The organism is Massilia sp. TWR1-2-2 (genome assembly GCF_049897565.1).
In the GTDB taxonomy this organism is placed as follows: domain Bacteria; phylum Pseudomonadota; class Gammaproteobacteria; order Burkholderiales; family Burkholderiaceae_D; genus JAFCUW01.
Genome location: NZ_JAFCWM010000013.1, coordinates 13302 through 36032, shown reverse-complemented (window position 1 = coordinate 36032; position 22731 = coordinate 13302). Strand labels below are relative to the sequence as shown.

Sequence of the window (22731 nt, the reverse complement as noted above, 5' to 3'; positions counted from 1 at the left end):
TGCTTGATTAGTTTGATACATGCAGCAGCGACAGGCCAAGCTGCGCGCGGCGCGCAAGCCATGGGCTTGGGCGGTAGCGCGGGTCGCCGCTGGTGCGCTGCAGGTTGCGCAGGATGGCCAGCACGCGGTCGGCGCCCAGCTGATCGCCCCAGGCCAGCGGCCCGCGCGGATAGCCCAGGCCCAGCACGACGGCGCCATCCAGGTCGGCCGGGCTGCAAATGCCCTGCTGGACGATGTCGCAGCCGATATTGACAATGGTCGCCAGCACGCGCTGCACGATGAAGCCGGCGCTGTCGTCAATGGCCTGCGCCTGCGCGGCAATCGCGGAGCTGGTAGCGGGATTGCGCATCAGGGTCAGGCGCCGGGCGCAGCCTTGCAGCGTGTCGATGCCGAGCGTGCGGACAGGATCAAGCGCCTCGCGCTCGACGCAGGTCGAGACGTCTTCGCCAAGCGGCGCGACGATGCACAAGGCCTGGGCCGACGGATAGGCACCTGCCTCGACGACGGCGCCGCAGCGGGCCATCAGCTCGACCAGCTGGGAGCGCGTCTGCGCGCTGCCGGCGCCGATCCAGACCGGCCCTGGCCATGCCGCGCCAGGCGCAGCTTGTACCGCCGGCGCGGCATCGGCGTCGTAGCGGTAGAAGCCACGCCCGCTCTTGCGGCCCAACAGGCCGGCGCTTTGGCGGCGCGCGGTGATGATGCTTGGCCGGTAGCGCGGCTCCTGGTAATACTGTTCGTAGATCGATTCCATCACCGGGTGGGAGACGTCAAGGCCGGTCAGGTCGAGCAGCTCGAACGGTCCAAGCTTGAAACCGGCGGCGTCGCGCAGCACTTCGTCGATTTGCGGGAAAGCGGCAACGTTCTCTTGCGCGATGCGCAGCGCCTCGGTCAGGTAGCCGCGGCCCGCATGGTTGACGATGAAGCCGGGCGTATCGCTGGCGCGCACCGGCCGGTGGCCGATCCGCTCGGCGAACGCGGTCAGGCATGCCAGGCTGGCGTCATCGGTGAGCGCGCCGGCGATCACTTCGACCACCTTCATCAGCGGCACCGGATTGAAAAAGTGGAAGCCCGCCACGCGATGCGGATGCGCGCACTGCGCGGCGATCGCCGTCACCGACAATGACGACGTATTGGTGGCCAGTACGCAGTCATCGCGCACGATGGCCTCGAGCGACGCGAGCAGCGCGCGCTTGACGTCGAGCTTTTCGACGATCGCCTCGATGACGATGTCGCAGGCGGCGAATTGCGCCAGTTCCTGCGCCGGCTCGAGTGACGCGGCTGCCGCGGCTACAGCGGCCTCGGTCAGCTTGCCCTTGTCCTGCATGCGTTTGAGCTGCGCCAGGACGGCGGTGCGTGCCTGTGCCGCAGCGTCTGGAGCGACGTCGAACAGCAGCACCCGCACGCCGGCCTGCGCCGCGATCTGGGCGATGCCGCGGCCCATGGCGCCGGCGCCAACGACGCCCAGCACCAGCTGCGCTTGAGGTGAGGTCTGCATGCGCCTAGTCTTCGACGATGGCGGTGACTTCGATCTCGACCCGCGCGCGATCCTCGATCAGGCCAGCGACCTGCACCGCGCTCATGGTCGGGTAGTGGCGGCCGATCACGTCGCGGTAGGCGTCGCCAATCGCTGGATAGGCATCGACGTACTCTTTTTTATCGAGCACATACCAGGTCATGCGGACGATGTGCTGCGGGCTGGCATTCGCTTCGGCCAGAACCTCGACGATATTTTGCAGCGCCTGGCGCACCTGGCCGGCAAAGTCGTCGGTGTGGAACACGCACTGGGCGTCCCAGCCAACCATGCCGCTGACGCACACCGTGCGCCCGCGTGCAGAGATGCCGTTCGAGTAACCGCGCGCGCGCGGCCAGCCAGGAGGTTGAAGGAAATCCATGTCGTGCCTTTCGTCTCTGTTAGTTTGGTACTTCGTAAGTTTGTTCTTCAGGGGCGCAAAAAGGCGCGATCCGTTCGCGCATTGGGTCGGGAATGCGTACCGCGCTAGCCTTCTTGATATCGATCAGCACCACGACCATGGTGGCGCGCACGCGCACGTCCCCGGCCTCGCCCATCAACTGCACCGCCAGCGTCAGCGACGAGCCGCCGATCTTCAGCACGCTCAGTTGGGCCGTCAGCTTGTCGCCCAGCGTGCTGGTGGCGATGAAGTCGGTCTGGATGCTCACCGCCGGCAGGCCGAGCCCGCGCTGCATCACCAGGTTGCGAAAGCTCGAGCCAAGACCTGCGGCACACCACTCCTCGACCAGATTGTTGAACATCTCGAAGTAGCGCGGGTAGAACACGATGCCGGCCGGGTCGCAGTCGCCGAAGCGCACCGTCACTGGCATGCTGAAGGCACCCGCTGCTGCGGGTTGTTGGTCAGGCATTCGGCACCGCCATCTCGCTGAGCATTTCGCGCGCGATGATCAGCTGCTGCACTTCGGTGGCGCCTTCGTAAATGCGCAGCGAGCGGATTTCGCGGTACAGGCGTTCGACCGGCTGCTCGCTGACGACACCGAGGCCGCCGAACATCTGCACCGCCGCGTCGATCACCTGCTGCGCCGTTTCGGTGGCGGTCAGCTTGGCCATCGCGGCCTCTTTCGTGACGCGCTGCCCCTGGTCGCGCTGCCAGGCGGCGCGATAGGTGAGCAAGGCGGCGGCATCGATGCCGGTTGCCATCTGGGCCAGCTTGGCCTGCGTCAGCTGGAAGTCGGCCAGCGTCTTGCCGAACATCTTGCGCGTAGTGGCGCGCGCCAGCGCCTCGTCGAGCGCGCGGCGCGCAAAACCGAGCGCCGCCGCCGCCACCGAAGTGCGGAAGATATCGAGCGTGGCCATCGCGACCTTGAAGCCCTTGCCCGCTTCGCCAAGCCGGTTGGCGACGGGGACGCGGCAATTGGTAAATTTCAAGCGGGCCAGCGGATGCGGCGCGATGACGTCGATCCGTTCGGCGATCTCGAATCCCGCCAGGTCGGCGTCGACAATAAACGCGGAGATGCCGCGCGCGCCGCGACGATCCGCCCCGGGATCGTCGCCCTCGCCGGTACGGGCAAACACCACGTACAGGTCGGCGATGCCGCCGTTCGAAATCCAGGTCTTTTCGCCATTGAGCACGTAATGGTCGCCGTCCAGCACGGCGGCACACTGCATTGCCGCCACGTCGGAACCGGCATCGGGCTCGGACAGCGCGAACGCCGAGATGGCGTCGCCGCGGCCGACGCGGGTCAGGTATTTCTCCTTGTTCGCTTCGCTGCCGAACAGGGTGATGGCGCCGCTGCCGAGGCCCTGCATGGCGAACGCGAAATCGGCCAGGCCCGAATGGCGCGCCAGCGTTTCGCGGATCAGGCAGACCGCGCGCGTGTCGATCGCGTCGCTCGAAGCGCCGAACGCGGTGCCGCCGATTGCATATTTTAGCCAGCCGGCGTCGCCCAGCTGGCGCACCAGCGCGCGGCAGGCCGCGTCGACGTCATGGCCGTGCTGCTGGTCGATGTTCTGCGCCGCCCAGGCGTCGAGCGACAACGCCAGCTCGCGGTGGCGCGGCTCAAGAAAGGGCCAGTTCAGGTAGTTTTGGTCTGCCATGATGTCTCTCAGTTACCTTCGAATGCCGGTTTTTCCTTGGCCACGAAGGCGTTGTAGGCCCGGTGGAAATCATTGGTGGCCATGCAGATCGCCTGCGCCTGGGCTTCCGCCTCGATCGCTTCGTCGACGCCCATGTTCCATTCCTGCTGCAGCATTTTCTTGGTGATGCCATGCGCGAAAGTCGGGCCCTGCGCCAGCTGCAGGGCGAACGCCTGCGCATCGGCCAGCACCGCTTCCGGCGCGCACAGGCGGTTGAGGAATCCCCAGCGCTCGGCTTCTTCGCCGCCGAGGCTGCGGCCGCTGAACAGCAGTTCGGAGGCGCGCCCCTGGCCGATCAGGCGCGGCAGCAAGGCGCAGGCGCCCATGTCGCAGCCGGCCAGGCCGACGCGGGTGAACAGGAACGCGGTCTTGCTGCGCGCGGTGCCGTAGCGGATGTCCGAGGCCATCGCCACAATGGCGCCGGCGCCGGCGCAGATGCCGTCGATGGCGGAGACGATCGGTTGCGGACAGGCGCGCATCGCCTTGACCAGGTCACCCGTCATGCGGGTAAACGCCAGCAGGCCCGGCATGTCGAGTTTCGTCAGCGGGCCGATGATGTCGTGCACGTCGCCGCCGGAGCAGAAATTCTCGCCCGCGCCGGTGATGACGACCGTCTTGACGTCGTCGGCGTAGGCCAGCGCGCGGAACAGGTCGCGCAGCTCGGCGTAGGAGTCGAACGTCAGCGGATTCTTGCGCTCGGGGCGGTTCAGGGTGAGCGTCGCGACGCCCTGCTCCACGGTGAACAGGAAGTGCTCGGGTTGGTAATTGCCCAGGGAGTTACGGCCCCTGGGCAGCTGGTGTGGTTCGCCTGGCAGATAGCGCATATGGTTTCCTATTTCCGATCGGGGTCCGACTGAGTCGTTAGGTGGCTCTTCATTTTCGACATCAGCTCGATGAGGGTGCTTTTCTCGATAGTCGACAGGCCGCCGAGCAGCTCCGAGATCCAGCCTTCGTGCACTGACGCCATGCGGGTAAAGGCGCGCCGGCCGGCGACGGTCAGCTTGACGCTGTAGGCGCGGCGGTCGTCGGCGACCGGCGCGCGCAGCACCAGGCCTTCCTGCTCGAGCTGGTCGGTGATGCCGGTGACGTTACCGCCGGTGACCATCAGGCGCTTGGACAGTTCGCCCATGCGCAGGCCATCGGGGTGGCGGTCGAGCTGCGCCATCAGGTCGAAGCGCGGCAGCGTGATGTCGAATTCGCTGCGCAGGCGCGTGCGGATCTCCGCCTCGATCAGCGTGGTGCAGGACAACATCCGCAACCACAACTTGAGCGACTGATGGTGCTCCTGCGTGAGGCGGCTCTCCATGTCGAACGCCGCAACAACCGGCTTTTCAATGTCGGCATCGCTTTCGCTGTCTTCAAGGACTGCGTTCTTGCGGGCCATGCTTGTCTCCCTATACTTATTAGACTCTGCTTCGTTCTGTTCGTTCTTACATTACTTCGCCGCCGGCTACCGCCAGCGACTGTCCGTTCATCGCGCCGGACGCCGGCAGGCATAGCCAGGCGACGGTGCCGGCCACCTCCATCGGCTGAACCAGGCGCTTTTGCGGATTGCCGGCCGCCAGTTCGGCGTGCGCCTGTTCCTCGGTGCGTCCAGTCTTGGCGACGATATTTGCCACCGCATCCTTGACGATGTCGGTTTCAGTGTATCCCGGGCAGACCGCGTTGACGGTAATGCCCTTGGTTGCCACTTCCAGCGCCAGTGAGCGGGTCAGGCCGATGACGCCATGCTTTGCCGCGCAGTAGGCGGCCACATAGCCGTAGCCGGTCAGGCCAGCGGTGCTGGCGACGTTGACGACGCGGCCCCATTTTGCGGCCAGCATGTCGGGCAGCGCCTCGCGCGTGCACAGGAACGTGCCGGTCAGGTTCACCGCCAGCATCTGCTGCCAGATCGCCTCGTCGGTCTTGAGGAACGGCGCCGACGCTGCCTGGCCGGCGTTATTGACCAGGATATCGATGCCGCCGAAACGCGCGCGCGCCAGGTCGAACGCGCGCTTGACCGATTCGCCCTGCGCGACGTCGGCGGTAAAACCGTCCACATCGCCGCAGCCGCGCAGCTCGGCCACGGCAGCTGCCAGCGCGCTCTCGCTGCGCCCGACCAGGCTGACGCGCGCGCCGGCCTCCAGCAGTTGCCGGGCAATGGCGGCGCCGATTCCGCGCGCGCCGCCGGTAACTAGCGCGTGCTTGCCGGCCAATGGGCGAGCGTTATCCATATCAGCCCTCGAGCAGCTTGGCCGCGACCTGCTGCGGCGTCAGGCCGCTGCTGGCGGCGGCGATCTGGCGGTCGCGCTCGAGGTTGCGCTCAAGCTGGCTCTTGCCGGCGTAGTACTGCTTCGGCCACGGCATGTCGGTGTAGCCGATCTTGGCCGTTTCGTTCAGCGTCCACGCCGGGTTGGCCAGGTGCGGCCGCGCCACGGCGCACAGGTCGGCGCGGCCGGAAGCGATGATGCTGTTGGCATGGTCGGCTTCGAAGATGGCGCCCACCGCGATGGTCGGGATGCCGACCTCGTTGCGGATGCGGTCCGAGAACGGCGTCTGGTACATGCGGCCGTACACCGGCTTTTCCTGTTTGCTGACCTGCCCTGACGAGCAGTCGATCATGTCGGCGCCGGCTGCCTTGAACAGGCGCGAGATAGCGACCGCGTCGTCGGGCGTGATGCCGCCTTCGACCCAGTCGTGGGCCGACAGGCGCACGCTGATCGGCTTGTCCTGCGACCAGACGGCGCGGATGGCGGCGAATACCTCGAGCGGATAGCGGCAGCGATTCTCCAGCGAGCCGCCGTATTCGTCGGTGCGCTGGTTGGTCAGTGGCGAAATGAAGCTCGACAGGAAGTAGCCGTGGGCGCAGTGCAGCTCGAGCCAGTCGAAGCCGGCTTCGGCGGCCGCCTCGGTGGCGCGCACGAAATCGGCCTTGATGCGGGCCAGGTCCTCGGTTGTGGCGGCGCGCGCCATTTGCGACACGCCCTTCAGGTACTGCTGCTGCGAGGCCGATACCAGCGGCCAGTTGCCGTCTTCGAGCGGCAGGTCGGTGCCGTCCCAGGCGCGGCGGGTCGAGCCCTTGGCGCCGGCGTGGCCGATCTGGATGGCGATTTTGGCGTCGGTGCTTTGATGGAAGAAGTCGACGATGCGCTTCCATGCGGCCGTGTGTTCGGGCGTGTACAGGCCCGGGCAGCCCGGCGTGATGCGGGCATCGGCCGAGGTGCACGTCATTTCGGCAAATACGAGTGCGGCGCCGCCCAGCGCGCGGCTGCCCAGGTGCACCAGGTGATAGTCGCCGGCGATGCCGTCGACGGCCGAATACTGCGCCATTGGCGAAACGACGATGCGGTTTTTAAGTACGGTGCCGCGCAGCTTGAAGGGCGTGAGCATCGGCGGGATGCTGCGCCTTGTCTGCGGCCGCGACATGCCGGCCTGCTCGAACGCGCGGCCGGCGATCCAGTTCTCGTAGCGTTCGACATAGCCGGCGTCGCGCACGCGCAGGTTCTCGTGCGACAGGCGCTGGCTGCGCGTCAGCATCGAATAGGCGAACTGCTCGGCTTCCATGCCGGTATAGCGCTCGACGTTTTCGAACCACTCCATCGAGTTGCGCGCGGCGCTCTGAATCTTGATCACTTCGATGGCGCGCACTTCCTGGTAGGCCGCCATCACGGCGTCGATGCCTTCGCCGGCGTGCAGCTCGAAGCAGCGCGCCAGTTCGATCGCGTCTTCCAACGCCAGCTTGGTGCCGGAACCGATCGAAAAGTGGGCGGTGTGGACGGCGTCGCCCATCAGCACGACCGGCACGCGCTTGGCGCCGATCTGGTTCCAGTGCACCCACTGCTGGCAGACGATGCGCGGGAACTTGATCCACATGGCCGAGCCGCGCAGGTGCGACGAATTGCTCAGCAGCGGATTGCCGTCGAGGTATTTGGCGAACAGCTTTTCGCAGAAGGCCACCGCCTCCGGCTGGCTCATGTCTTCCAGGCCCGCCTTGCGCCAGACTTGTTCGGGCGTCTCGATGATGAAGGTCGAGGTGTCGCCGTCATATTGATAGGCGTGCGCCTGGAACCAGCCATGCTCGGTCTCTTCAAAGGCAAAGGTGAAGGCGTCGAACTTTTTCTTGGTGCCGAGCCAGACGAAGCGGCAGTGGCGGTTATCGATGTCGGGCTGGTAGGTGTCGGCGTAGCGGGTGCGGATACGGCTGTTCAAACCGTCGCAGGCGATCACAAGGTCGGCGTCGTACTGGGCGGCGACTGCCTGGTCGTCGGTGACGTCGGTTTCGAAAATCAGTTTGACGCCCAGTTCCTCGCAGCGCTCTTGCAGGATGTTGAGCAGGCGCTTGCGGCCGATGCCGCAAAACCCGTGGCCGCCGGAAGTAACGGTGCGGCCCTTGAATTGCACGTCGATGTCGTCCCAGTGATTGAACGACTGCAGGATGGTGCGTGCCGTCTGTTCGTCGGCGTTGACCAGATTGCCCAGCGTCTGGTCGGAGAACACCACGCCCCAGCCGAAAGTATCATAAGGCCGGTTACGCTCGATTACCGTGATCTCGTGCGATGGATCCTGCTTCTTCATCAGCAGGCCAAAATACAGGCCCGATGGGCCGCCTCCTACGCAGACAATCTTCATTCCCACTCCCGATCTGTGATGTGCATTCGTGCAGCGTCCAACCCGTTTGGCGCTGCCTTGAAACGCAAAATTATTTCACTTTCAAGGCTTGCATCGGTTTAAACTTGATGTACTATTACATACCTAAACATTTTAGATGTCAAGTATTTTTGGGAGATGGGCTTGGACCTTACCTTTGTATTCGAAAATGTGCTCAACGGGCTGCAGTTCGGCCTGATGCTCTTCCTGCTGGCGGCCGGCTTGACGCTGGTGTTCGGCATCATGGACTTCATCAACCTGGCGCATGGTTCACTGTACATGGTCGGCGCCTATTTCGCCGCCACATTCATCGCCCTGACAGGCTCGTTCTGGCTCGGTTTGGTGCTGTCGGTCGGCGCCACTGCCATCCTCGGCGCGCTGCTCGAGATGACGGTCTTGCGACGACTTTACAAGCGCGATCACATGTCGCAGGTGCTCGCCACATTCGCCCTGATCCTGATCTTCAACGAAGGTGTGCGCATGATCTGGGGCGTGCAGCCGCTGACGCTGAACACGCCGCCGATCTTCTCGCAGCCGGTTGAACTGTTCGAAGGCTTCTTCTACTCCTCCTTCCGCCTGTTCATCATTGCTGCCGGCCTGGCCGTCGCGGTCCTGATGTACTTCATCGTCGTCAAGACGCGGCTCGGCATGCTGGTGCGCGCCGGCGCCTCGAACCGCGAGATGGCGATCACGATGGGGGTCGACATCAAGCGCGTGTTTACGCTGCTGTTCGCCGTCGGCGCCGGCTTGTGCGCGGTGGCCGGCACCTTGCTTGGCTCGATCCTGGCAGTCCAGGTGGGCATGGGCGAGAGCATCCTGATCCTCGCATTCGTCGTCATCGTCATCGGCGGCATCGGCTCGATCCGCGGCGCGCTGGTCGGCGCCTTGCTGGTCGGCGTCGTCGATACCCTCAGTCGCAGCCTGCTGCCGGCAGTCCTGCGCGCCATCATGCCGGCCGATTTCGCCTCCAGCGTCGGCCCCGCCCTGGCCTCCATCCTCATTTATGTGCTGATGGCCGCTGTCCTGTTTTTCAAACCGCAGGGCCTGTTCCCCGCGCGCGGCTAAGGAGTACCATCCATGATCAGTCAAATGCACCATCCATTGTCGCGCACTACCGGCATCGTCCTGCTGGTGGCGCTGGTCGCTTTCCCGCTGCTGGCAAACCACTTCGGCCAGGAGTTCTATGTCGGCATGGCCAGCCGCCTGATGATATTCGCGCTCGCCGCCACCAGCCTTAACCTGCTGCTCGGCTTCGGCGGCATGGTCAGCATGGGACACGCCGCCTACCTCGGCGCCGGCGCCTACACGGTCGGCATCCTGATGCACCATGGCGTGCTGTCGGCCTGGGTCAGCTGGCCGGTCGCTGTGATCGTCGGCGCCGTGCTGGCGTTCCTGATTGGCCTCGTGTCGCTGCGCACCAAGGGCGTCTACTTCATCATGATCACCCTCGCCTTTGCGCAGATGATCTACTTTATCTTCGTCGGCCTGAAGGAATACGGCGGCGAAGACGGCCTGTCGATGCCGCAGCGCTCCGCCACCGGGGTGCTCGACCTGGCCACCGACGTCAACTTCTATTATGTAGTGCTGACCCTGACCGGCATCTCGATGTACCTGGTCTACCGGCTGGTCAATTCCCACTTCGGCCGCGTGCTGCAGGCGATCAAGCAGAACGAAGTGCGCATGGAGGCGGTAGGCTATTCGGTGATGCGCTACAAGCTGGTGTGCTTCGTCATTACCGGCGCGCTGGCCAGCCTGGCCGGCGCCCTGCTGGCAAACCAGAACATGATGGTCAGCCCAAGCCTGGTGCACTGGACCCAGTCCGGAAGCCTGATGGTGATGGTGATCCTGGGCGGCACCGGCTTCTTCTTCGGCGGCGCGATCGGTGCGGTGGTCATGCTGATGCTCGAAGAGATCCTGTCGGCTTACACGATTCACTGGCAGATCATCGTCGGCGCCGTGCTGCTCGGCGTGGTGCTGCTGCTGCCGCACGGCCTGGCCAGCCTGTTCCAACGTAAGCGCGGAGACAAAGCATGAGCGCCACTTCAACCGAAACCCTGCTCGAACTGCGCCACCTGGTCAAGCGCTACGGCGGCCTGCTCGCCACCGACAACCTCGACCTGACCGTCACGCGCGGCGAGATCCACGCGATCATCGGCCCAAACGGCGCCGGCAAGACCACGCTGATCCACCAGATCTCCGGCGCCATCGCGCCAACGTCGGGCAGCATCCTGTTCAACGGCCGCGACATCACCGGCGTGTCGATGCACGAACGGGTCAAGCTTGGTCTGGCGCGCTCCTACCAGATCACCAACATCTTCAAGGAGTACTCGGTACTCGACAACATCGCACTGGCGGTGCAGGCGCGCCGCGGCAGCAGCATGCGCTTCTGGCAGCAGGCCATATCGGACAAGGCGCTGTTCGACGAGGCGCGCGCCATCGGCGGCCAGGTCGGCCTGGCAGCGCGGATCGACATCATCGCCGGCAACCTGGCGCACGGCGAACAGCGCCAGCTTGAAGTCGGCCTGGCTCTGGCGACGCTGCCGAAACTGCTGCTGCTCGACGAGCCGATGGCCGGCATGGGCCCGGACGAGTCGGCGCGGCTGATTCCACTGATCCGCAACCTGCGCAACGAAATCGGCGTGGTCCTGATCGAACACGACATGGACGCGGTGTTCCAGCTGGCTGACCGCATCACCGTGTTGGTGGCCGGCCGCGTCATCGCCACCGGCACGCCCGACCAGATCCGCAACGACCCTGAAGTCAAGAAGGCCTATTTGGGCGACGAGGCAATCGCATGAACAGCATCCTCCGTGTAGAAAATATCGAAACCGCGTACGGCAGCAGCCAGGTCCTGTTCGGCATCAGCCTGGACATCAAGCAGGGCGAAACAGCCACCCTGCTTGGCCGCAATGGCGTCGGCAAGACCACCACCTTGCGCTCGATCCTGGGCCTGACGCCGGTCAAGCGCGGCGAAGTGTTTTTCCGCGACCAGCGCATCGACGCGATGGCGACCGACAAAATCGCCCGCCTCGGCATCGCGATCGTGCCCGAAGGCCGGCAGATCTTCCCGAACCTGTCGGTGCGCGAAAACCTGGTGGCGTTCGCCGGCAACCGCAGCAAAACGACCGATCCGTGGACCCTCGAGCGCGTCTACGGACTGTTCCCGCGCCTGAAAGAGCGCGCCGACAACCTGGGTAACCAGCTGTCCGGCGGCGAGCAGCAGATGCTGGCCATCGGCCGCGCGCTGATGACCAATCCCCACCTGCTGATCCTCGACGAAGCCACCGAAGGCCTGTCGCCGCTGGTGCGCGAGGAGATCTGGACGTGCCTGCGCCACCTGCGCGAGCATGGCCAGACCATCCTGGTCATCGACAAATACGTCGATCGCCTGCTATCCTTGGCAGACCGGCATACTGTGATCGAACGCGGTCGCGTGGTATGGTCCGGCAGCAGCGAACAGCTGCGCGAAGAGCCAGACATCTGGCACCGATATGTAGGGGTCTAGCAGCACCGGGACACAGAAGGATTCATGGCCGACAAAAAAGCAGCAGCTCCCGCCGACAACGGCGAACCGGAACGCTTCGTGGACGGCTACCTGGCCTACCTGCTGGCCCGCAGCAGCAGCCTCATATCGTCAGAATTCAACGCCGAACTGGCCACGCGCCAGGTGCCGGTGATGCACTGGCGCGTGCTCGTCACGCTGCTCGACGGCGCCATGCACGTGACCGACCTGGCGCAGATCGTGCTGGAAAAGCAGCCGACCATGAGCAAGATCATCGACCGCATGGAAAAACTCGGCCTGGTGCAGCGCCAGCCCGGCATTGCCGACCGCCGCAGCACCCTCGTCAGCATCACCGACGAAGGCATCGAGGTCGTCACGCCCCTGCTGCAGGTGGCCAAGCAGCATGAGCGCGACGTGCTCGCCCCGCTCGGCGACAAGAACGCCAGGGTGCTCGTCGAAGTACTGAAAAAACTGATCGCGCTGCACGCCCCCTAGGTGTAGAGGCTGAGCGGCCCGTGTCCGCTTCACTACAGTGTTGAGCAATTCGTATGCAAAGCACTTAATTGTTCAGCGCTTCCAACAGCCGGTTGCAGGTCTGCATGATGCCGTCCGCGTCTTGCAGCAGGTCCTTATATCGCTTGCAGCTTGCCACTACCGAGGCATCGGTCACGAGAGTTTCCAGACTGCGGGCGACACGCTCCGGTGCGAAATGACGAGGCAACACTTCGTTGCCAACGCCCAGCTGCGTAACGCGGCTGGCATTGTCGAACTGATCGAAAGCCATCGGCTGGATCATCTGCGGCACACCGGCCCGTAGTGCCTGGCTGACCGATCCGATGCCCCCGTGGGGGATGAACGCCAGGGCGTGCGGAAGCAAGGCGGCGAACGGGGCGTAGGAAACGTGGATCATGCCGTATGGCAGGTCGGGGGGCAGCTGCTTCGGGTCCGACGTGACAACGATGGCGCGCTTTCCCAGCAGACGACAGGCGGCGATGGCACTGCTGAAAAATGCGTGCGACACCGCGTTAGCCGTGCCTGCGGTAATTACGACGGGCGCCGGTCCGGCATCGATAAAGTCCGTGAGCTCGATTGGCAGGGGCTGGTTTTCACCGTGCTCTGCCATGGGGAAACCGGTCATTTCGAGCTGCACCGGCCAGTCGGGCTGGCGCGCGGCAAACCAGTCCGGTGCCATGCAAAGCGTTGTGTCGGCTTGGTGCAGCCATTGGTGAAACATCCTCGCGACCGGTGGCAAGCCGAGGCGGGCGCGGACCTGGTTGAACGGGACCGTATAAAGCGGATCCATAAACTTGCTATCCATGGTGCGCCAGATGAAACGCTTGACGAAGCGCGGCAGGGCGGTCATATGGCCCAGTGGGGAGAAGCGCGGCGCACAAAATTCCGAGCCCAGCACTGACGGCGACAGATGAATCACGGTGACCGGAATGCCGTGCGTCTCTCTTAGCAAACGTGGCGCGAAGGCGAAGGTCGAAGCGATAGCGATGGTCTGACCGGGCAACACATCCTGCGCCATGATCTGGTGCGACGCTTCCACCCGCGCCATTACGCCAGCGGCCACCAGGCGCATGCCTTCCTTCGGGTTGGTGGCGGCCGGGAATTGAGGAAGTTTTCGTATTCGACCGCCTCGCTGGTCGCAGTAAAATGCAGGCCGCGCTCCTCGGCGTGACGCTGGAAATAGCCGTTGCCGTAGAGGCGAACCTCGTGCCCGCGCCGCGCCGCGCCAGCTCGGCGCCGAGCGCCATGAATGGCAAGTTATCGCCCAGGCTGCCGAGCGCCATGATCAGTATTCTCACGTTGTGCTCTTTTTGAAGTAAAGTATGTTTACGCCGTAAACAAACCGCCTATGTGAACAATGTCAACATCCAACAAACCCTACCACCACGGTGACTTGCGTAAAACGCTTCTCGAAGTTGCCGATCAATTGATCGATGAAGGCGATGCCGGCGCGTTCAGCCTGCGCGAAGTCGCGCGTCGTGCAGGGGTATCGCCGCCGGCCACGTATCGCCATTTCGGCGACAAGCAAGCCTTGCTGGCCGCTGTGGCTCAGAAGGGGTTCGAGGACTTCGGGCGCGCGCTGAGCGAAGCGATTGGCGCGGCGGACGATCCACTGGCCGCCATGGGGCAGGCTTATGTGCGCTTTGCCGTGGCGCGCCCCGGTCGCTTTCGGCTGATGTACGGGCCAGTCATCGTCGAGCGTGGCCGCCATCCGGAGTTGCAAGCGGCCTGGATCGCGGCCTCCGAAGCGATGCGGGCGGCGCTGCTGGCCCGCTCCCCATCGGCGAGCGACGCGGCCGTTACGAGTCTCACACTATGGTGCATGGTTCACGGCCTGTCGCAGCTAATTCTCGACGGGATGTTGCCTGGGCATGACCCCGATGTGCTCGCGCGTGCGATCACCAGTGAGTTTGAGTTGGAAAACCCCTCGCATGCGAGCATGGGTTTTTCAAACGCCGGCCGCTACACCTAGGCGGTTCAGCGCTTCAGCGTCTGCAGCGGCGTCTCGCCATAGCGGGCGCGATATATCGCCGCAAAGCGCCCGAGGTGGCTGAAACCGCAGGCCAGCGCGATGTCGGTCACCTGGGCGCCCGGCGCCGCTGTCTGCAGCGCGCCACGGGCGGCATCGAGCCGCTTCTCGCGTACATACCCCATCGGCGAGCAGTCGTAATGCACGCGAAACGCCTCGCACAGGCTGCGCAGGCTGGCGCCGCTGGCAGCGGCGATCTGCTCGAGCGAGAGCGGCTCGAACAGGTGGCCGCGGATGAATTCCTCGGCCACGCGCAGCTTGCGCTGCGGCGCCGCGGGACTCTGGCGCCACAGGCGCTCGCTGTAATTGCTGGGCTGGCGCAGCAGCAGGTGGTGAATCAGCGTTTGTTCCTGGGCGCGGATCATCGGCCGCGCATGCGCTTCGGTGGCAAAGCCACGGTTGGCCAGCAGGCCGCCGAGGTGGTGCTGCCAGGCGCGCCCCATCGCGCAGTCCATCGGCATCTCCGGGGCAAATTCGATCGAGCCGTTTTTGAGTTCGCCGCCAAGCAGGTCGCGGCAGGTCTCCTCGACGCGCTCGCGCGGAATTTTCAGCAGCAGTTGTTCGCATCCTTCGCTCCAGTCCAGCTGTAGCGGCAGGGTCGGCGAGACCAGCGCGCCGGTCTGCGGCGAGGCTGCTACCGAGTGGCCGCCGACGCGGATCTGCGCGCTGCCCGACAGCGGCACCTGGAACAGCATGAAGCCGTTCAGCCGCCCTGCCTCGATGTGGACTGCGGCGCCGTAGCGCAGGATGAAGAACGACAGCGCGCCAAGGTCGGTTCGGTGCAGCGCGGCGTCGACCTTGCCGCCATTCCAGCGCAACTCGTGCTCCTTGAATGCGTGGCCGGTCTGCGCGCGCGTCTCGTGCGGATCGGAGGACGCGAACAATGGCGCCTTGTCGTACAAGTTCTGCACTTCGCCTTTGAGCCAGGTCTCCACTGATGCACTCCCCCTTGCCAACGATTCTACATCAGTTAAACGCCCGATTCGGCTTGCGGATGCAAAAATCGGATAGTGCCGCTCGCCGCTGCGGATCACAATCGGCAGCACATCCACGCATCCTTGAGGGGAAGAGAATATGGGCAGTTACGTCACCATCGCAGCGAACGACGGCAGCGGCGAATTCCGCGCTTACCTGGCAGTGCCAAAATCGGGCAAAGGCCCCGGCATCGTGCTGGCGCAGGAAATATTCGGCATCAACGACTTCGTGCGCGCCACGGCCGATTATTATGCCGAAGAGGGCTACGTGGTGCTCGCGCCCGACCTGTTCTGGCGCCAGCAGCGGAACGTCGACCTGGGTTACACGCCGGAGGACTGGCAGGCGGCGTTCGCTCTGTTCCAGGGCTTCGATCCGGACAAGGGCATCGCCGACATCGACGCCACGCTGGCGGTGCTGCGCGCGCGTCCCGAGTTCGAAGGCAAGGCAGGCGTGCTCGGATTCTGCCTTGGCGGCAAACTGGCCTACCTGGCCGCGTGCCGCTGCGACGTCGACGTCGCGGTCGGCTACTACGGCGTCGGCATCCAGGACCAGCTCGACGAAGCGGCGAACATCCGAGGCCGCCTGGTGCTGCACTTCGCCGAGCAAGACAAATTCTGTCCGCCGCCGGCGCGAGAGGCTATCTTTGCGGCGCTGCAGGGCCGGCCGAACGTCGAGCTGTACCTGTACCCCAACGTCGACCACGCCTTTGCGCGTCCGCCGTCGGAGCACTACGACAAGCCGTCCGCGCTGGTGGCGCACGAGCGGTCGGTGGCCGCCTTCCGCAAGGCGATCGGGCCGCAGTTCGACCTGTCGGCGCTGTGGGACAAACACTGCGAATACGAATTCGGCACCCGCAATGTCGACGACACGATGGCGACGATGGTACCGCAGCCCTACGTCAACCACATTCCGACGATGACCGGAGGCGTCGGCTACGACAAGCTGCACGACTTTTACACCAATCACTTCGTCAACAGCAATCCGCCCGACACGCGCCTGGTGCCGATTTCGCGCACCGTCGGCGCCACCCAGATCGTCGACGAAATGCTGTTCTGCTTCACCCATACCTGCGAAGTGGACTGGATGCTGCCTGGCGTGGCGCCAACCGGCCGCTACGTCGAGATTCCGCTGGTGGCGATCGTCAAATTCAGGGGCGACAAACTGTATCACGAACATATCTACTGGGACCAGGCCTCGGTGCTGGTGCAGATCGGCGCGCTCGATGCGGCCGGACTGCCGGTCGCCGGCATCGACTCGGCCAGGAAGCTGCTCGACGAGACGCTGCCCTCCAACACGCTGATGCGAAAGTAAGCCATGGCCTATACCAACGAACAGATCGACGCGCTGGTGCGCGACGACAGTGTGCACAAATCGGTGTACACCGACCCCGATCTCTACCAGCTGGAGATGGAACGGATCTACGGCCACGCGTGGATTTACGTCGGCCACGACAGCCAGGTGCCGAACGCGGGCGACTTCTACGCCACCCGCATCGGCGACCAGGACGTCATCATGGTGCGCGCCAACGACAAGAAGGTCTACGTGCTGTACAACCGATGCCCGCACCGCGGCGCCAAGCTGGTTCCCGACGGCTGTGGCAATACCGGAAAATTCTTCCGCTGTCCGTATCACGCGTGGACCTTCAAGCTCGATGGCGCACACCTTGCCGCCCCGATGAAGTCCGGATTCGAAGGCACCTGCTTCGATCCCAAGCACCCCGATTTTTCGATGCGCCAGCTGGCGCGGGTCGAGAGCTACCGCGGCTTCGTGTTCGCCAGCCAGGCCGCCCAGGGCGATGACCTGAAGTCCTTCCTCGGTGGCGTCATCACGTCGATCGACAACCTGTGCGACCGCTCGCCGGTCGGCGAAGTGGAAGTGGCCGGCGGCGTATTCAAGGTGTGGCAAAACTCGAACTGGAAGGTCTTCTACGAGAACCTGCACGACACGATGCACGCGCAGGTAACCCATGAGTCGTCGGTGGTTGCCGCGCGCAACCAGGCTAAGGAAATGGGCGAAATGCCGCTCGAGCTGCACATCATGGACGGCAACGGCGAGCCTTACTCGTTCTGGGAAAAGCTCGACCTGTGCGCCTACGACAATGGCCACGGCTACATGGAAGGCATCTTCAACCCGGGCGCGGCCGAACGCGACCCGGTCACGCGCGCCCACTTCGAGGTGCTCGAACAGGCATGGGGCCGCGAGCGCGCGCTCGAGATCCTCGGCATGAACCGCCACAACACGATCATCTACGGCAGCGGCTCGCCGCATACCGTGTTCCAGCAGTTCCGCGTGATCCGTCCGGTGGCGGTCGACCGCACCATGATCGAGATCCAGACGTTTCGCCTGAAGGGCGCGCCGGACGCAGTGTTCAAGCGCAGCCTGATGTACGCCAACGTGATCAATTCACCGTCGTCGAACGTCATGGCCGACGACGTCGAAGTCTACAAGCGCTGCCAGGACGGCAATCTGACCCACGGCGGCGACTGGATCAGTCTTCACCGCTACCTCGGCACCGACCGCGTCGTGCCAGGCGGGATGATCTCCACCAACGGCACCAGTGAACTGCCGATGCGTAACCAGTTCCGGGCCTGGAAGCAGTACATGCTCGCCACGAATACGGAGGCCGCTCATGCTGCTTGACCTCGACTTCGACGTATCGACCGACAGCCTGCGGCCGGCCGAGATATCGCTCGACCTCCAGCACCGCCTGCAGCAGTTCCTGTACCTGGAAGCGCGCGCGCTCGACGAGCGGCGGCTGGCCGACTGGCTGGCCATGTGGACCGACGACGGCATGTACTGGATCGCGCAGGCGCACGACCAGCAAAGTCCGTACGACCACATCTCGCTGGCGTGGGAGGACAAGATGCTGCGCGAAGTGCGCATGAAGCGCCTGTCGAACGCGCGCAACTGGTCGCAGCAGCCCGTCACGCGCACCTCGCGGCTGGTCGGCAATGTCAGCGCCGCCGGCTTCGATCGCAGCGACAAGCTGGTGGTGCACTCGGTCTTTCAGATGACCGAATGGCGCCAGGGCACGCCGCGCCAGATGGCCGGCAGTATCACGCACAAGCTGGTGGCGCACGGCGACAGCTGGAAAATCAACATGAAGCGGGTCGACCTGGTCAACTGCGACGCGGTGCACGACAGCCTGCAGGTGTTCATCTGATGGACGCCGTCATCGCGCTGCATTACCAGAACGACGTGCTGCACCCCGACGGCAAGATCCGCGTCGGCATCGCGGCCGACAGCCCGCTGCGCGCCGGCGTGATCGCGGCGGCGGAGCAGCTGCTGAAACACGCGCGCGAGCGTGCGCTGCCGATCGTGCACGTGCGCGTCGCGTTCCGACCCGACTACGCGGACCTGCTGACCAATGCGCCGATTTTCCGCAACGTCGCCGCCATCGGCGCAGTGGTCGAAGGCAGCTGGGGAGCCGGTTTCTACGACAGCCTGGCGCCGCTCGACGGCGATGCGCGCGAGTTCGTCGTCACCCACAAGCGCATCAACGGCTTCTACGAGTCGTCGCTGGAGACGGTGCTGCGCGCGGTCGGTGCGCGCCGCCTGGTTGTCGCCGGCGTCGCCACCCATTCGGTTGTCGAGAGCACGGTGCGGCACGCGGTCGACATGGGCTATGAAGTAACGGTAGCCGCTGACGCCTGCGCCGCCGGCACGCCTGCCGCCCACGCCGCCGCGCTCGAGAGCATGCGCCTGATCGCGCGGGTGTGCGACGTCGATTCGGTGTGGCAGGCATGAGCACCGCATTCATCCCCGACACGTCGATCGCCGGCAAGGTGGCGATCGTCACCGGCAGCACCCAGGGTCTGGGGCTCGACATCGCACGTGTGCTGTCGGCCTGCGGCGCGCACGTGGTCATCCTCGGGCGCAGTTCCGGCGCAGCAGTCGTGGCCGAGCTATTGGAACGGCCGGGCGCGCAGGCGATGTACTGCGAAGCAGACATCGAGCGCGACGACGACATCGACCGCTGCATCGCCGCCACGCTGCAGCGCTTCGGCCGGCTCGACATTTTGGTCAACAACGCCTGCATCTACACCGACGCCGGCCTCGACTCCACGCGCGAAGCCTGGCACCGCACAATGGGCGTCAACCTCGTGTCGGCCGCGATCTTCGCGCAAAAGGCGGTGGCGCACATGGAACCCGGCGCCGTCATCATCAACCTTGGCAGCACTGGCGGCAAATTCGGTGCGGCCGGGCGCGCGCTCTACCCCGCATCCAAGGCGGCGCTGCTGCAGCTGACGAAGAACCTGGCGGTCACGCTGGCGCCGCGCGGTATCCGCGTGGTGGCAGTGTCGCCGGCATGGACATGGTCGCCGTCGATCGAGCAGCTTAGCCACGGTTCGCGCGAGCGCGCCGATGCCGTCGCCGCGCCGTTCCATCCACTTGGACGGGTCGGCCAGGGCAGCGAAGTCGGCAATGCGGTGGCCTTCCTGGTGTCGGGCGCCGCATCGTGGATCACCGGCGTCGACATCCCCGTCGATGGCGGCTTTTCGGTGCTGGGACCAGACCGCGGCATCTCGCCGCGCACCTGGTTCGAGCAGCACGATACGGAATAGAAAAAGGCCAGGATTTCCTGGCCTCTTTCATCTTGCGACTATCGCTCTTTACATCTTGCACGACGCCGAGTACGCGTCGCCATGATTGGTAAGGATCGGTCCCAAGGTGCGGTTGGTGATGCGGCCCTGCTTGTCGGTGCCGATCACGCGCGCATAGTAATCCTGCACCGGATAGTTGTTGTTGCCGAACTTAAAGGCGCCGCGCACCGATTTGAAGTTGGCCGCTTTCAGCGCCTTGCCGAGTGCTTCCTTGTCTTCGATCTTGCCCTTGACGCCGCGCACGGCCGAATCCATCAGCATCGCCGCATCATAGCCCTGCGACGCATACAGCGACGGCAGGCGGCCATACTTCTTCTGGAAGTCGGCGACAAAGCGCTTGTTCTGCGGGTTGTCCATGTCGTGGCCCCACTGCGACGCGTTGAACATGCCGAGCATCGGCGCGCCGACCGCCTTGATGATGTCCTCGTCGGCCGAGAAGCCCGGGCCGAACAGCTGCGCGCTCTTGGACAGGCCGGAGTCGACGAACTGCTTGATGAAGTTGATCCCCATCCCGCCCGGCAGGAAGATGAATACCGCGTCCGGCTTGGCAGCGCGGATCTGCGACAGTTCGACGCCGTAATCGAGCTGACCGAGCTTGGTGTAGATCTCGTCGGCGACCTTGCCCTTGTAGTAGCGCTTGAAGCCGGTCAGCGCGTCCTTGCCGCCGGGGTAGTTGGGCGCGATCAGCACGACGTTCTTGTAGCCCTGCGCGGTGACCTGCTTGCCGACTGCCTCGTCGAGGTTATCGTTCTGCCAGGCGACGTTGAAGAAATACGGATTGCACTGGTCGCCGGCGTATTGCGACGGGCCGGCGTTGGCGCTGATGAAGTGCGTCTTGGCGGCGAACACGCTAGGGCCCACTGCCAGCATCACGTTCGAGAACACGATCCCTGTCATGAAATCGACCTTTTCCTTTTTCAGCAGCCGCTCGGTCATCTGCTTGGCCACGTCCGGGCTTTGCTGGTCGTCGCTGGTGAACACTTCGACCGGCAGCGTGCCGAACTTGTTGTCGAGGTGCGTCAGCGCGAGCGAGAAGCCGTCGCGGATGTCGACGCCAAGGCCGGCGCCCGCACCGGACAAGGTGGTGAGCATGCCGACTTTAACTTTGTCGGCGCCGTGCGCCGCGCAAGCTGCGGTCATCGCGAGAACCGCTGCGGAAAGGCGTAATAATTTCAATGTCGACTCCTGGTTGAACAATCGTGTGAGCCGCAACTGCGGCCTTCTTTTCGCTGCGCTTCTTATTTCACTTCACTCTGTCCGGTCGCTTCCTTCCGCAGCACGAAACGCTGAAGCTTGCCGGTGCCCGTGCGCGGCAGGCTGGTACGAAATTCGATCTTACGCGGATACTTGTATGGCGCCACCGTTCGCTTGACGAAGTCTTGCAGCTCCTTCGCAAGCTCGGGCGTGCCCTCGGTTCCCGCCTTGAGCACGACATACGCCAGCACGACCTGGCCACGTTCCTCATCCGGACACCCTACCACGCCGCACTCGGTCACCAGCGGATGCAGCAGCAGCGCGTCCTCCACTTCGGGGCCGGCGATGTTATAGCCGGCCGAGATGATCATATCGTCAGTGCGCGCCTGATACCAGTAATAACCGTCGGCGTCGACCTGATAGGCGTCGCCAGTGAGGTTCCAGCCATTGAGCACGTAGTCGGCCTGGCGCGGGTCGGCCAGGTAGCGGCAGCCGGTTGGCCCCTTCACTGCCAGCCGCCCGGTCACGCCGGGCCCGGCCTGTTCGCCGTTTTCGTCGATGATGCAGGCCTGGTAGCCGGGGATCGGCTTGCCGGTGGCGCCCGGGCGAATATCGTCGCCGGCCGCGGAGATGAAGATGTGCAGCATCTCGGTGGCGCCGATACCGTCGATCATGGCAAGGCCCGTGGCCTGCTGCCAGCTGATGCGCGTGGCCAGCGGCAGCGCTTCGCCGGCCGACACGGTGCGCGTCAGGCTTGACAGGTCATGCTCGTGCGCCAGCGGCGCCATCTGGCGGTAGAAGGTCGGCGCCGTGAAGCAGATGGTGGCGCGATACTTGGCAATCGCCGCCAGCAGCAAGGCCGGCGTCATCTTCTCGAGCAGCACCGCGCAGGCGCCGTAACGCAGCGGGAAAAGCAGCAGCCCGCCCAGGCCGAACGTGAACGCCAGCGGCGGCGTGCCGATAAATACGTCGCTGGCTTGTACCTTCAGCATCGAGCGCGGGAAGCAGTCGCAGATGACCATGATATCGCGGTGAAAATGCATCGTGCCTTTCGGCCGGCCGGTGGTGCCCGAAGTGAAACCGATGATGCAGACATCTTCGGCCGACGTGTCGACCGCGTCGAAACTGGCCGGCTTGGCGGCCATCAGCGCCTCCAGCGCATCGGCGCCGGCGGCATTGAAATACAGCGCGCTGGCCGGTACCGGCGACTTTGCCAGCGCGCCTGCGATTTCTTCTTTCAGGTCGTCGGCGCACAGCACCGCGTCGACCTTCGCCAGGTCGATGATGGTGGCGAGCTCCTTCGCGCGCAGCAGCGGCATGGTCGGCACGGCGATGCAGCCGGCCTTCCAGACGGCCAGCACGCACGCCGCCATCATCGGGTTGTTCGCGCCGCGCAGCAGCACGCGGTTGCCCGACACGAGCTTGAGGTCGTCCTTGAGCACATGGGCGATGCGGTTCACCGTTTCGAGCAGCTGCTGGTAGGTCCAGCTGGCGTCGGCGCCGTGAACGGCGGGCGACTGCGCGTGGCCGCCGGAGACCATTTTGTCGAGTAGTTCTACGGCGCAGTTGAGCCGTTCGGGATAGGACAGCTCGTCGAGATCGAACCGAAGTTCGGGCCACAGCGAACGTGGCGGCAGGTTGTCGTTGGCGAAGGTATCGAGATGGGCGGTCGGGGTCATGC

The 22731-nt window shown here is 64.7% G+C and carries 24 protein-coding genes; 12 read left to right on the top strand and 12 right to left on the bottom strand.

The window, feature by feature from the left end; genetic code table 11:
- Nucleotides 1-7 precede the first annotated feature (7 nt).
- From ACP7DD_RS13980 to ACP7DD_RS13945, 8 genes are all read right to left on the bottom strand, one after another.
- Nucleotides 8-1495, bottom strand: coding sequence for a 3-hydroxyacyl-CoA dehydrogenase (locus tag ACP7DD_RS13980; protein WP_426175422.1), 1488 nt, complete (start codon nucleotides 1493-1495; stop codon nucleotides 8-10).
- Nucleotides 1496-1499: 4 nt separating this feature from the next.
- The gene (locus ACP7DD_RS13975; RefSeq protein ID WP_426175421.1) at nucleotides 1500-1892 is read right to left on the bottom strand and encodes a RidA family protein; all 393 of its coding nucleotides are present in this window, start codon (nucleotides 1890-1892) and stop codon (nucleotides 1500-1502) included.
- Between the two features lie 19 nt (nucleotides 1893-1911).
- Nucleotides 1912-2379, bottom strand: a complete 468-nt coding sequence (locus ACP7DD_RS13970) for an acyl-CoA thioesterase (RefSeq protein WP_426175420.1) — start codon at nucleotides 2377-2379, stop codon at nucleotides 1912-1914.
- Nucleotides 2372-3568 (bottom strand): acyl-CoA dehydrogenase family protein, encoded by a 1197-nt coding sequence (locus tag ACP7DD_RS13965; RefSeq protein ID WP_426175419.1) that lies wholly within the window; start codon nucleotides 3566-3568, stop codon nucleotides 2372-2374. Before ACP7DD_RS13965 ends, ACP7DD_RS13970 begins: the two co-directional genes overlap by 8 nt.
- An 8-nt stretch (nucleotides 3569-3576) precedes the next feature.
- Nucleotides 3577-4431, bottom strand: coding sequence for an enoyl-CoA hydratase family protein (locus ACP7DD_RS13960; RefSeq protein WP_426175418.1), 855 nt, complete (start codon nucleotides 4429-4431; stop codon nucleotides 3577-3579).
- An 8-nt stretch (nucleotides 4432-4439) separates the two neighbouring features.
- Nucleotides 4440-4913 carry a MarR family winged helix-turn-helix transcriptional regulator gene (locus ACP7DD_RS13955; RefSeq protein ID WP_426175555.1) on the bottom strand — a complete coding sequence of 158 codons (474 nt, stop codon included), beginning with the start codon at nucleotides 4911-4913 and terminating at the stop codon, nucleotides 4440-4442.
- Nucleotides 4914-5037: 124 nt separating this feature from the next.
- Nucleotides 5038-5820, bottom strand: coding sequence for an SDR family NAD(P)-dependent oxidoreductase (locus ACP7DD_RS13950; protein WP_426175417.1), 783 nt, complete (start codon nucleotides 5818-5820; stop codon nucleotides 5038-5040).
- A 1-nt stretch (nucleotide 5821) separates the two neighbouring features.
- Nucleotides 5822-8215 carry a bifunctional salicylyl-CoA 5-hydroxylase/oxidoreductase gene (locus ACP7DD_RS13945; RefSeq protein ID WP_426175415.1) on the bottom strand — a complete coding sequence of 798 codons (2394 nt, stop codon included), beginning with the start codon at nucleotides 8213-8215 and terminating at the stop codon, nucleotides 5822-5824.
- A 162-nt stretch (nucleotides 8216-8377) separates the two neighbouring features.
- On the opposite strand from ACP7DD_RS13945, the gene ACP7DD_RS13940 reads away from it, so the two are divergent.
- Genes ACP7DD_RS13940 through ACP7DD_RS13920 form a run of 5 tightly spaced genes read left to right on the top strand, consistent with a single transcriptional unit; the run spans nucleotide 8378 to nucleotide 12230 of the window.
- Nucleotides 8378-9298, top strand: coding sequence for a branched-chain amino acid ABC transporter permease (locus ACP7DD_RS13940; protein ID WP_426175414.1), 921 nt, complete (start codon nucleotides 8378-8380; stop codon nucleotides 9296-9298).
- Between the two features lie 12 nt (nucleotides 9299-9310).
- Nucleotides 9311-10267 (top strand): branched-chain amino acid ABC transporter permease, encoded by a 957-nt coding sequence (locus ACP7DD_RS13935; protein WP_426175413.1) that lies wholly within the window; start codon nucleotides 9311-9313, stop codon nucleotides 10265-10267.
- Nucleotides 10264-11031, top strand: a complete 768-nt coding sequence (locus ACP7DD_RS13930) for an ABC transporter ATP-binding protein (RefSeq protein WP_426175412.1) — start codon at nucleotides 10264-10266, stop codon at nucleotides 11029-11031. The genes ACP7DD_RS13935 and ACP7DD_RS13930 overlap by 4 nt, the downstream gene beginning before the upstream one ends.
- Nucleotides 11028-11738 carry an ABC transporter ATP-binding protein gene (locus tag ACP7DD_RS13925; protein ID WP_426175411.1) on the top strand — a complete coding sequence of 237 codons (711 nt, stop codon included), beginning with the start codon at nucleotides 11028-11030 and terminating at the stop codon, nucleotides 11736-11738. The genes ACP7DD_RS13930 and ACP7DD_RS13925 overlap by 4 nt, the downstream gene beginning before the upstream one ends.
- Before the next feature lie 24 nt (nucleotides 11739-11762).
- Nucleotides 11763-12230, top strand: a complete 468-nt coding sequence (locus tag ACP7DD_RS13920) for a MarR family winged helix-turn-helix transcriptional regulator (protein WP_426175410.1) — start codon at nucleotides 11763-11765, stop codon at nucleotides 12228-12230.
- A 64-nt stretch (nucleotides 12231-12294) separates the two neighbouring features.
- On the opposite strand, the gene ACP7DD_RS13915 is transcribed toward ACP7DD_RS13920, so the two are convergent.
- On the bottom strand, nucleotides 12295-13320 hold the full coding sequence (locus tag ACP7DD_RS13915; protein WP_426175409.1) for a glycosyltransferase: 1026 nt from the start codon (nucleotides 13318-13320) through the stop codon (nucleotides 12295-12297).
- A gap of 74 nt (nucleotides 13321-13394) precedes the next feature.
- On the opposite strand from ACP7DD_RS13915, the gene ACP7DD_RS13910 reads away from it, so the two are divergent.
- Both ACP7DD_RS13910 and ACP7DD_RS13905 read left to right on the top strand, forming a co-directional pair.
- Nucleotides 13395-13562, top strand: coding sequence for a hypothetical protein (locus ACP7DD_RS13910; RefSeq protein ID WP_426175408.1), 168 nt, complete (start codon nucleotides 13395-13397; stop codon nucleotides 13560-13562).
- A gap of 43 nt (nucleotides 13563-13605) precedes the next feature.
- Nucleotides 13606-14220: a TetR/AcrR family transcriptional regulator gene (locus ACP7DD_RS13905; protein WP_426175407.1), complete on the top strand. Its 615-nt coding sequence runs from the start codon at nucleotides 13606-13608 to the stop codon at nucleotides 14218-14220.
- Between the two features lie 5 nt (nucleotides 14221-14225).
- On the opposite strand, the gene ACP7DD_RS13900 is transcribed toward ACP7DD_RS13905, so the two are convergent.
- Nucleotides 14226-15212, bottom strand: a complete 987-nt coding sequence (locus ACP7DD_RS13900) for an AraC family transcriptional regulator (RefSeq protein ID WP_426175406.1) — start codon at nucleotides 15210-15212, stop codon at nucleotides 14226-14228.
- Between the two features lie 139 nt (nucleotides 15213-15351).
- Between ACP7DD_RS13900 and ACP7DD_RS13895 the strand changes: the two genes are divergently transcribed.
- From ACP7DD_RS13895 to ACP7DD_RS13875, 5 genes are read left to right on the top strand one after another with little or no spacing between them, the layout of a single operon-like run.
- A complete protein-coding gene (locus ACP7DD_RS13895) occupies nucleotides 15352-16563 on the top strand; it encodes a dienelactone hydrolase family protein (RefSeq protein ID WP_426175405.1) in 1212 nt (403 codons plus the stop codon).
- Between the two features lie 3 nt (nucleotides 16564-16566).
- Nucleotides 16567-17892 (top strand): aromatic ring-hydroxylating dioxygenase subunit alpha, encoded by a 1326-nt coding sequence (locus ACP7DD_RS13890; protein ID WP_426175404.1) that lies wholly within the window; start codon nucleotides 16567-16569, stop codon nucleotides 17890-17892.
- On the top strand, nucleotides 17882-18415 hold the full coding sequence (locus ACP7DD_RS13885; RefSeq protein WP_426175403.1) for an aromatic-ring-hydroxylating dioxygenase subunit beta: 534 nt from the start codon (nucleotides 17882-17884) through the stop codon (nucleotides 18413-18415). The genes ACP7DD_RS13890 and ACP7DD_RS13885 overlap by 11 nt, the downstream gene beginning before the upstream one ends.
- Complete coding sequence (locus tag ACP7DD_RS13880; RefSeq protein WP_426175402.1) at nucleotides 18415-18999, top strand: cysteine hydrolase family protein; 585 nt, start codon at nucleotides 18415-18417, stop codon at nucleotides 18997-18999. The genes ACP7DD_RS13885 and ACP7DD_RS13880 overlap by 1 nt, the downstream gene beginning before the upstream one ends.
- Nucleotides 18996-19817: a glucose 1-dehydrogenase gene (locus ACP7DD_RS13875; protein WP_426175401.1), complete on the top strand. Its 822-nt coding sequence runs from the start codon at nucleotides 18996-18998 to the stop codon at nucleotides 19815-19817. Before ACP7DD_RS13880 ends, ACP7DD_RS13875 begins: the two co-directional genes overlap by 4 nt.
- A 48-nt stretch (nucleotides 19818-19865) precedes the next feature.
- Here the strand turns inward: ACP7DD_RS13875 and ACP7DD_RS13870 are convergent, their stop codons facing one another.
- Nucleotides 19866-20996: an ABC transporter substrate-binding protein gene (locus ACP7DD_RS13870; protein WP_426175554.1), complete on the bottom strand. Its 1131-nt coding sequence runs from the start codon at nucleotides 20994-20996 to the stop codon at nucleotides 19866-19868.
- 98 nt (nucleotides 20997-21094) lie between these two features.
- Complete coding sequence (locus ACP7DD_RS13865) at nucleotides 21095-22729, bottom strand: AMP-binding protein (protein WP_426175400.1); 1635 nt, start codon at nucleotides 22727-22729, stop codon at nucleotides 21095-21097.
- Nucleotides 22730-22731 lie beyond the last annotated feature (2 nt).

Coding starts and splice junctions, on each gene's coding strand:
- ACP7DD_RS13980 (WP_426175422.1), bottom strand. CDS start 1,495: ATGCAGACCTCACCTCAAGCGCAGCTGGTGCTGGGCGTCGTTGGCGCC.
- ACP7DD_RS13975 (WP_426175421.1), bottom strand. CDS start 1,892: ATGGATTTCCTTCAACCTCCTGGCTGGCCGCGCGCGCGCGGTTACTCG.
- ACP7DD_RS13970 (WP_426175420.1), bottom strand. CDS start 2,379: ATGCCTGACCAACAACCCGCAGCAGCGGGTGCCTTCAGCATGCCAGTG.
- ACP7DD_RS13965 (WP_426175419.1), bottom strand. CDS start 3,568: ATGGCAGACCAAAACTACCTGAACTGGCCCTTTCTTGAGCCGCGCCAC.
- ACP7DD_RS13960 (WP_426175418.1), bottom strand. CDS start 4,431: ATGCGCTATCTGCCAGGCGAACCACACCAGCTGCCCAGGGGCCGTAAC.
- ACP7DD_RS13955 (WP_426175555.1), bottom strand. CDS start 4,913: ATGGAGAGCCGCCTCACGCAGGAGCACCATCAGTCGCTCAAGTTGTGG.
- ACP7DD_RS13950 (WP_426175417.1), bottom strand. CDS start 5,820: ATGGATAACGCTCGCCCATTGGCCGGCAAGCACGCGCTAGTTACCGGC.
- ACP7DD_RS13945 (WP_426175415.1), bottom strand. CDS start 8,215: ATGAAGATTGTCTGCGTAGGAGGCGGCCCATCGGGCCTGTATTTTGGC.
- ACP7DD_RS13935 (WP_426175413.1), top strand. CDS start 9,311: ATGATCAGTCAAATGCACCATCCATTGTCGCGCACTACCGGCATCGTC.
- ACP7DD_RS13930 (WP_426175412.1), top strand. CDS start 10,264: ATGAGCGCCACTTCAACCGAAACCCTGCTCGAACTGCGCCACCTGGTC.
- ACP7DD_RS13925 (WP_426175411.1), top strand. CDS start 11,028: ATGAACAGCATCCTCCGTGTAGAAAATATCGAAACCGCGTACGGCAGC.
- ACP7DD_RS13920 (WP_426175410.1), top strand. CDS start 11,763: ATGGCCGACAAAAAAGCAGCAGCTCCCGCCGACAACGGCGAACCGGAA.
- ACP7DD_RS13915 (WP_426175409.1), bottom strand. CDS start 13,320: ATGCGCCTGGTGGCCGCTGGCGTAATGGCGCGGGTGGAAGCGTCGCAC.
- ACP7DD_RS13910 (WP_426175408.1), top strand. CDS start 13,395: ATGCAGGCCGCGCTCCTCGGCGTGACGCTGGAAATAGCCGTTGCCGTA.
- ACP7DD_RS13905 (WP_426175407.1), top strand. CDS start 13,606: ATGTCAACATCCAACAAACCCTACCACCACGGTGACTTGCGTAAAACG.
- ACP7DD_RS13895 (WP_426175405.1), top strand. CDS start 15,352: ATGGGCAGTTACGTCACCATCGCAGCGAACGACGGCAGCGGCGAATTC.
- ACP7DD_RS13890 (WP_426175404.1), top strand. CDS start 16,567: ATGGCCTATACCAACGAACAGATCGACGCGCTGGTGCGCGACGACAGT.
- ACP7DD_RS13885 (WP_426175403.1), top strand. CDS start 17,882: ATGCTGCTTGACCTCGACTTCGACGTATCGACCGACAGCCTGCGGCCG.
- ACP7DD_RS13880 (WP_426175402.1), top strand. CDS start 18,415: ATGGACGCCGTCATCGCGCTGCATTACCAGAACGACGTGCTGCACCCC.
- ACP7DD_RS13875 (WP_426175401.1), top strand. CDS start 18,996: ATGAGCACCGCATTCATCCCCGACACGTCGATCGCCGGCAAGGTGGCG.
- ACP7DD_RS13870 (WP_426175554.1), bottom strand. CDS start 20,996: ATGACCGCAGCTTGCGCGGCGCACGGCGCCGACAAAGTTAAAGTCGGC.
- ACP7DD_RS13865 (WP_426175400.1), bottom strand. CDS start 22,729: ATGACCCCGACCGCCCATCTCGATACCTTCGCCAACGACAACCTGCCG.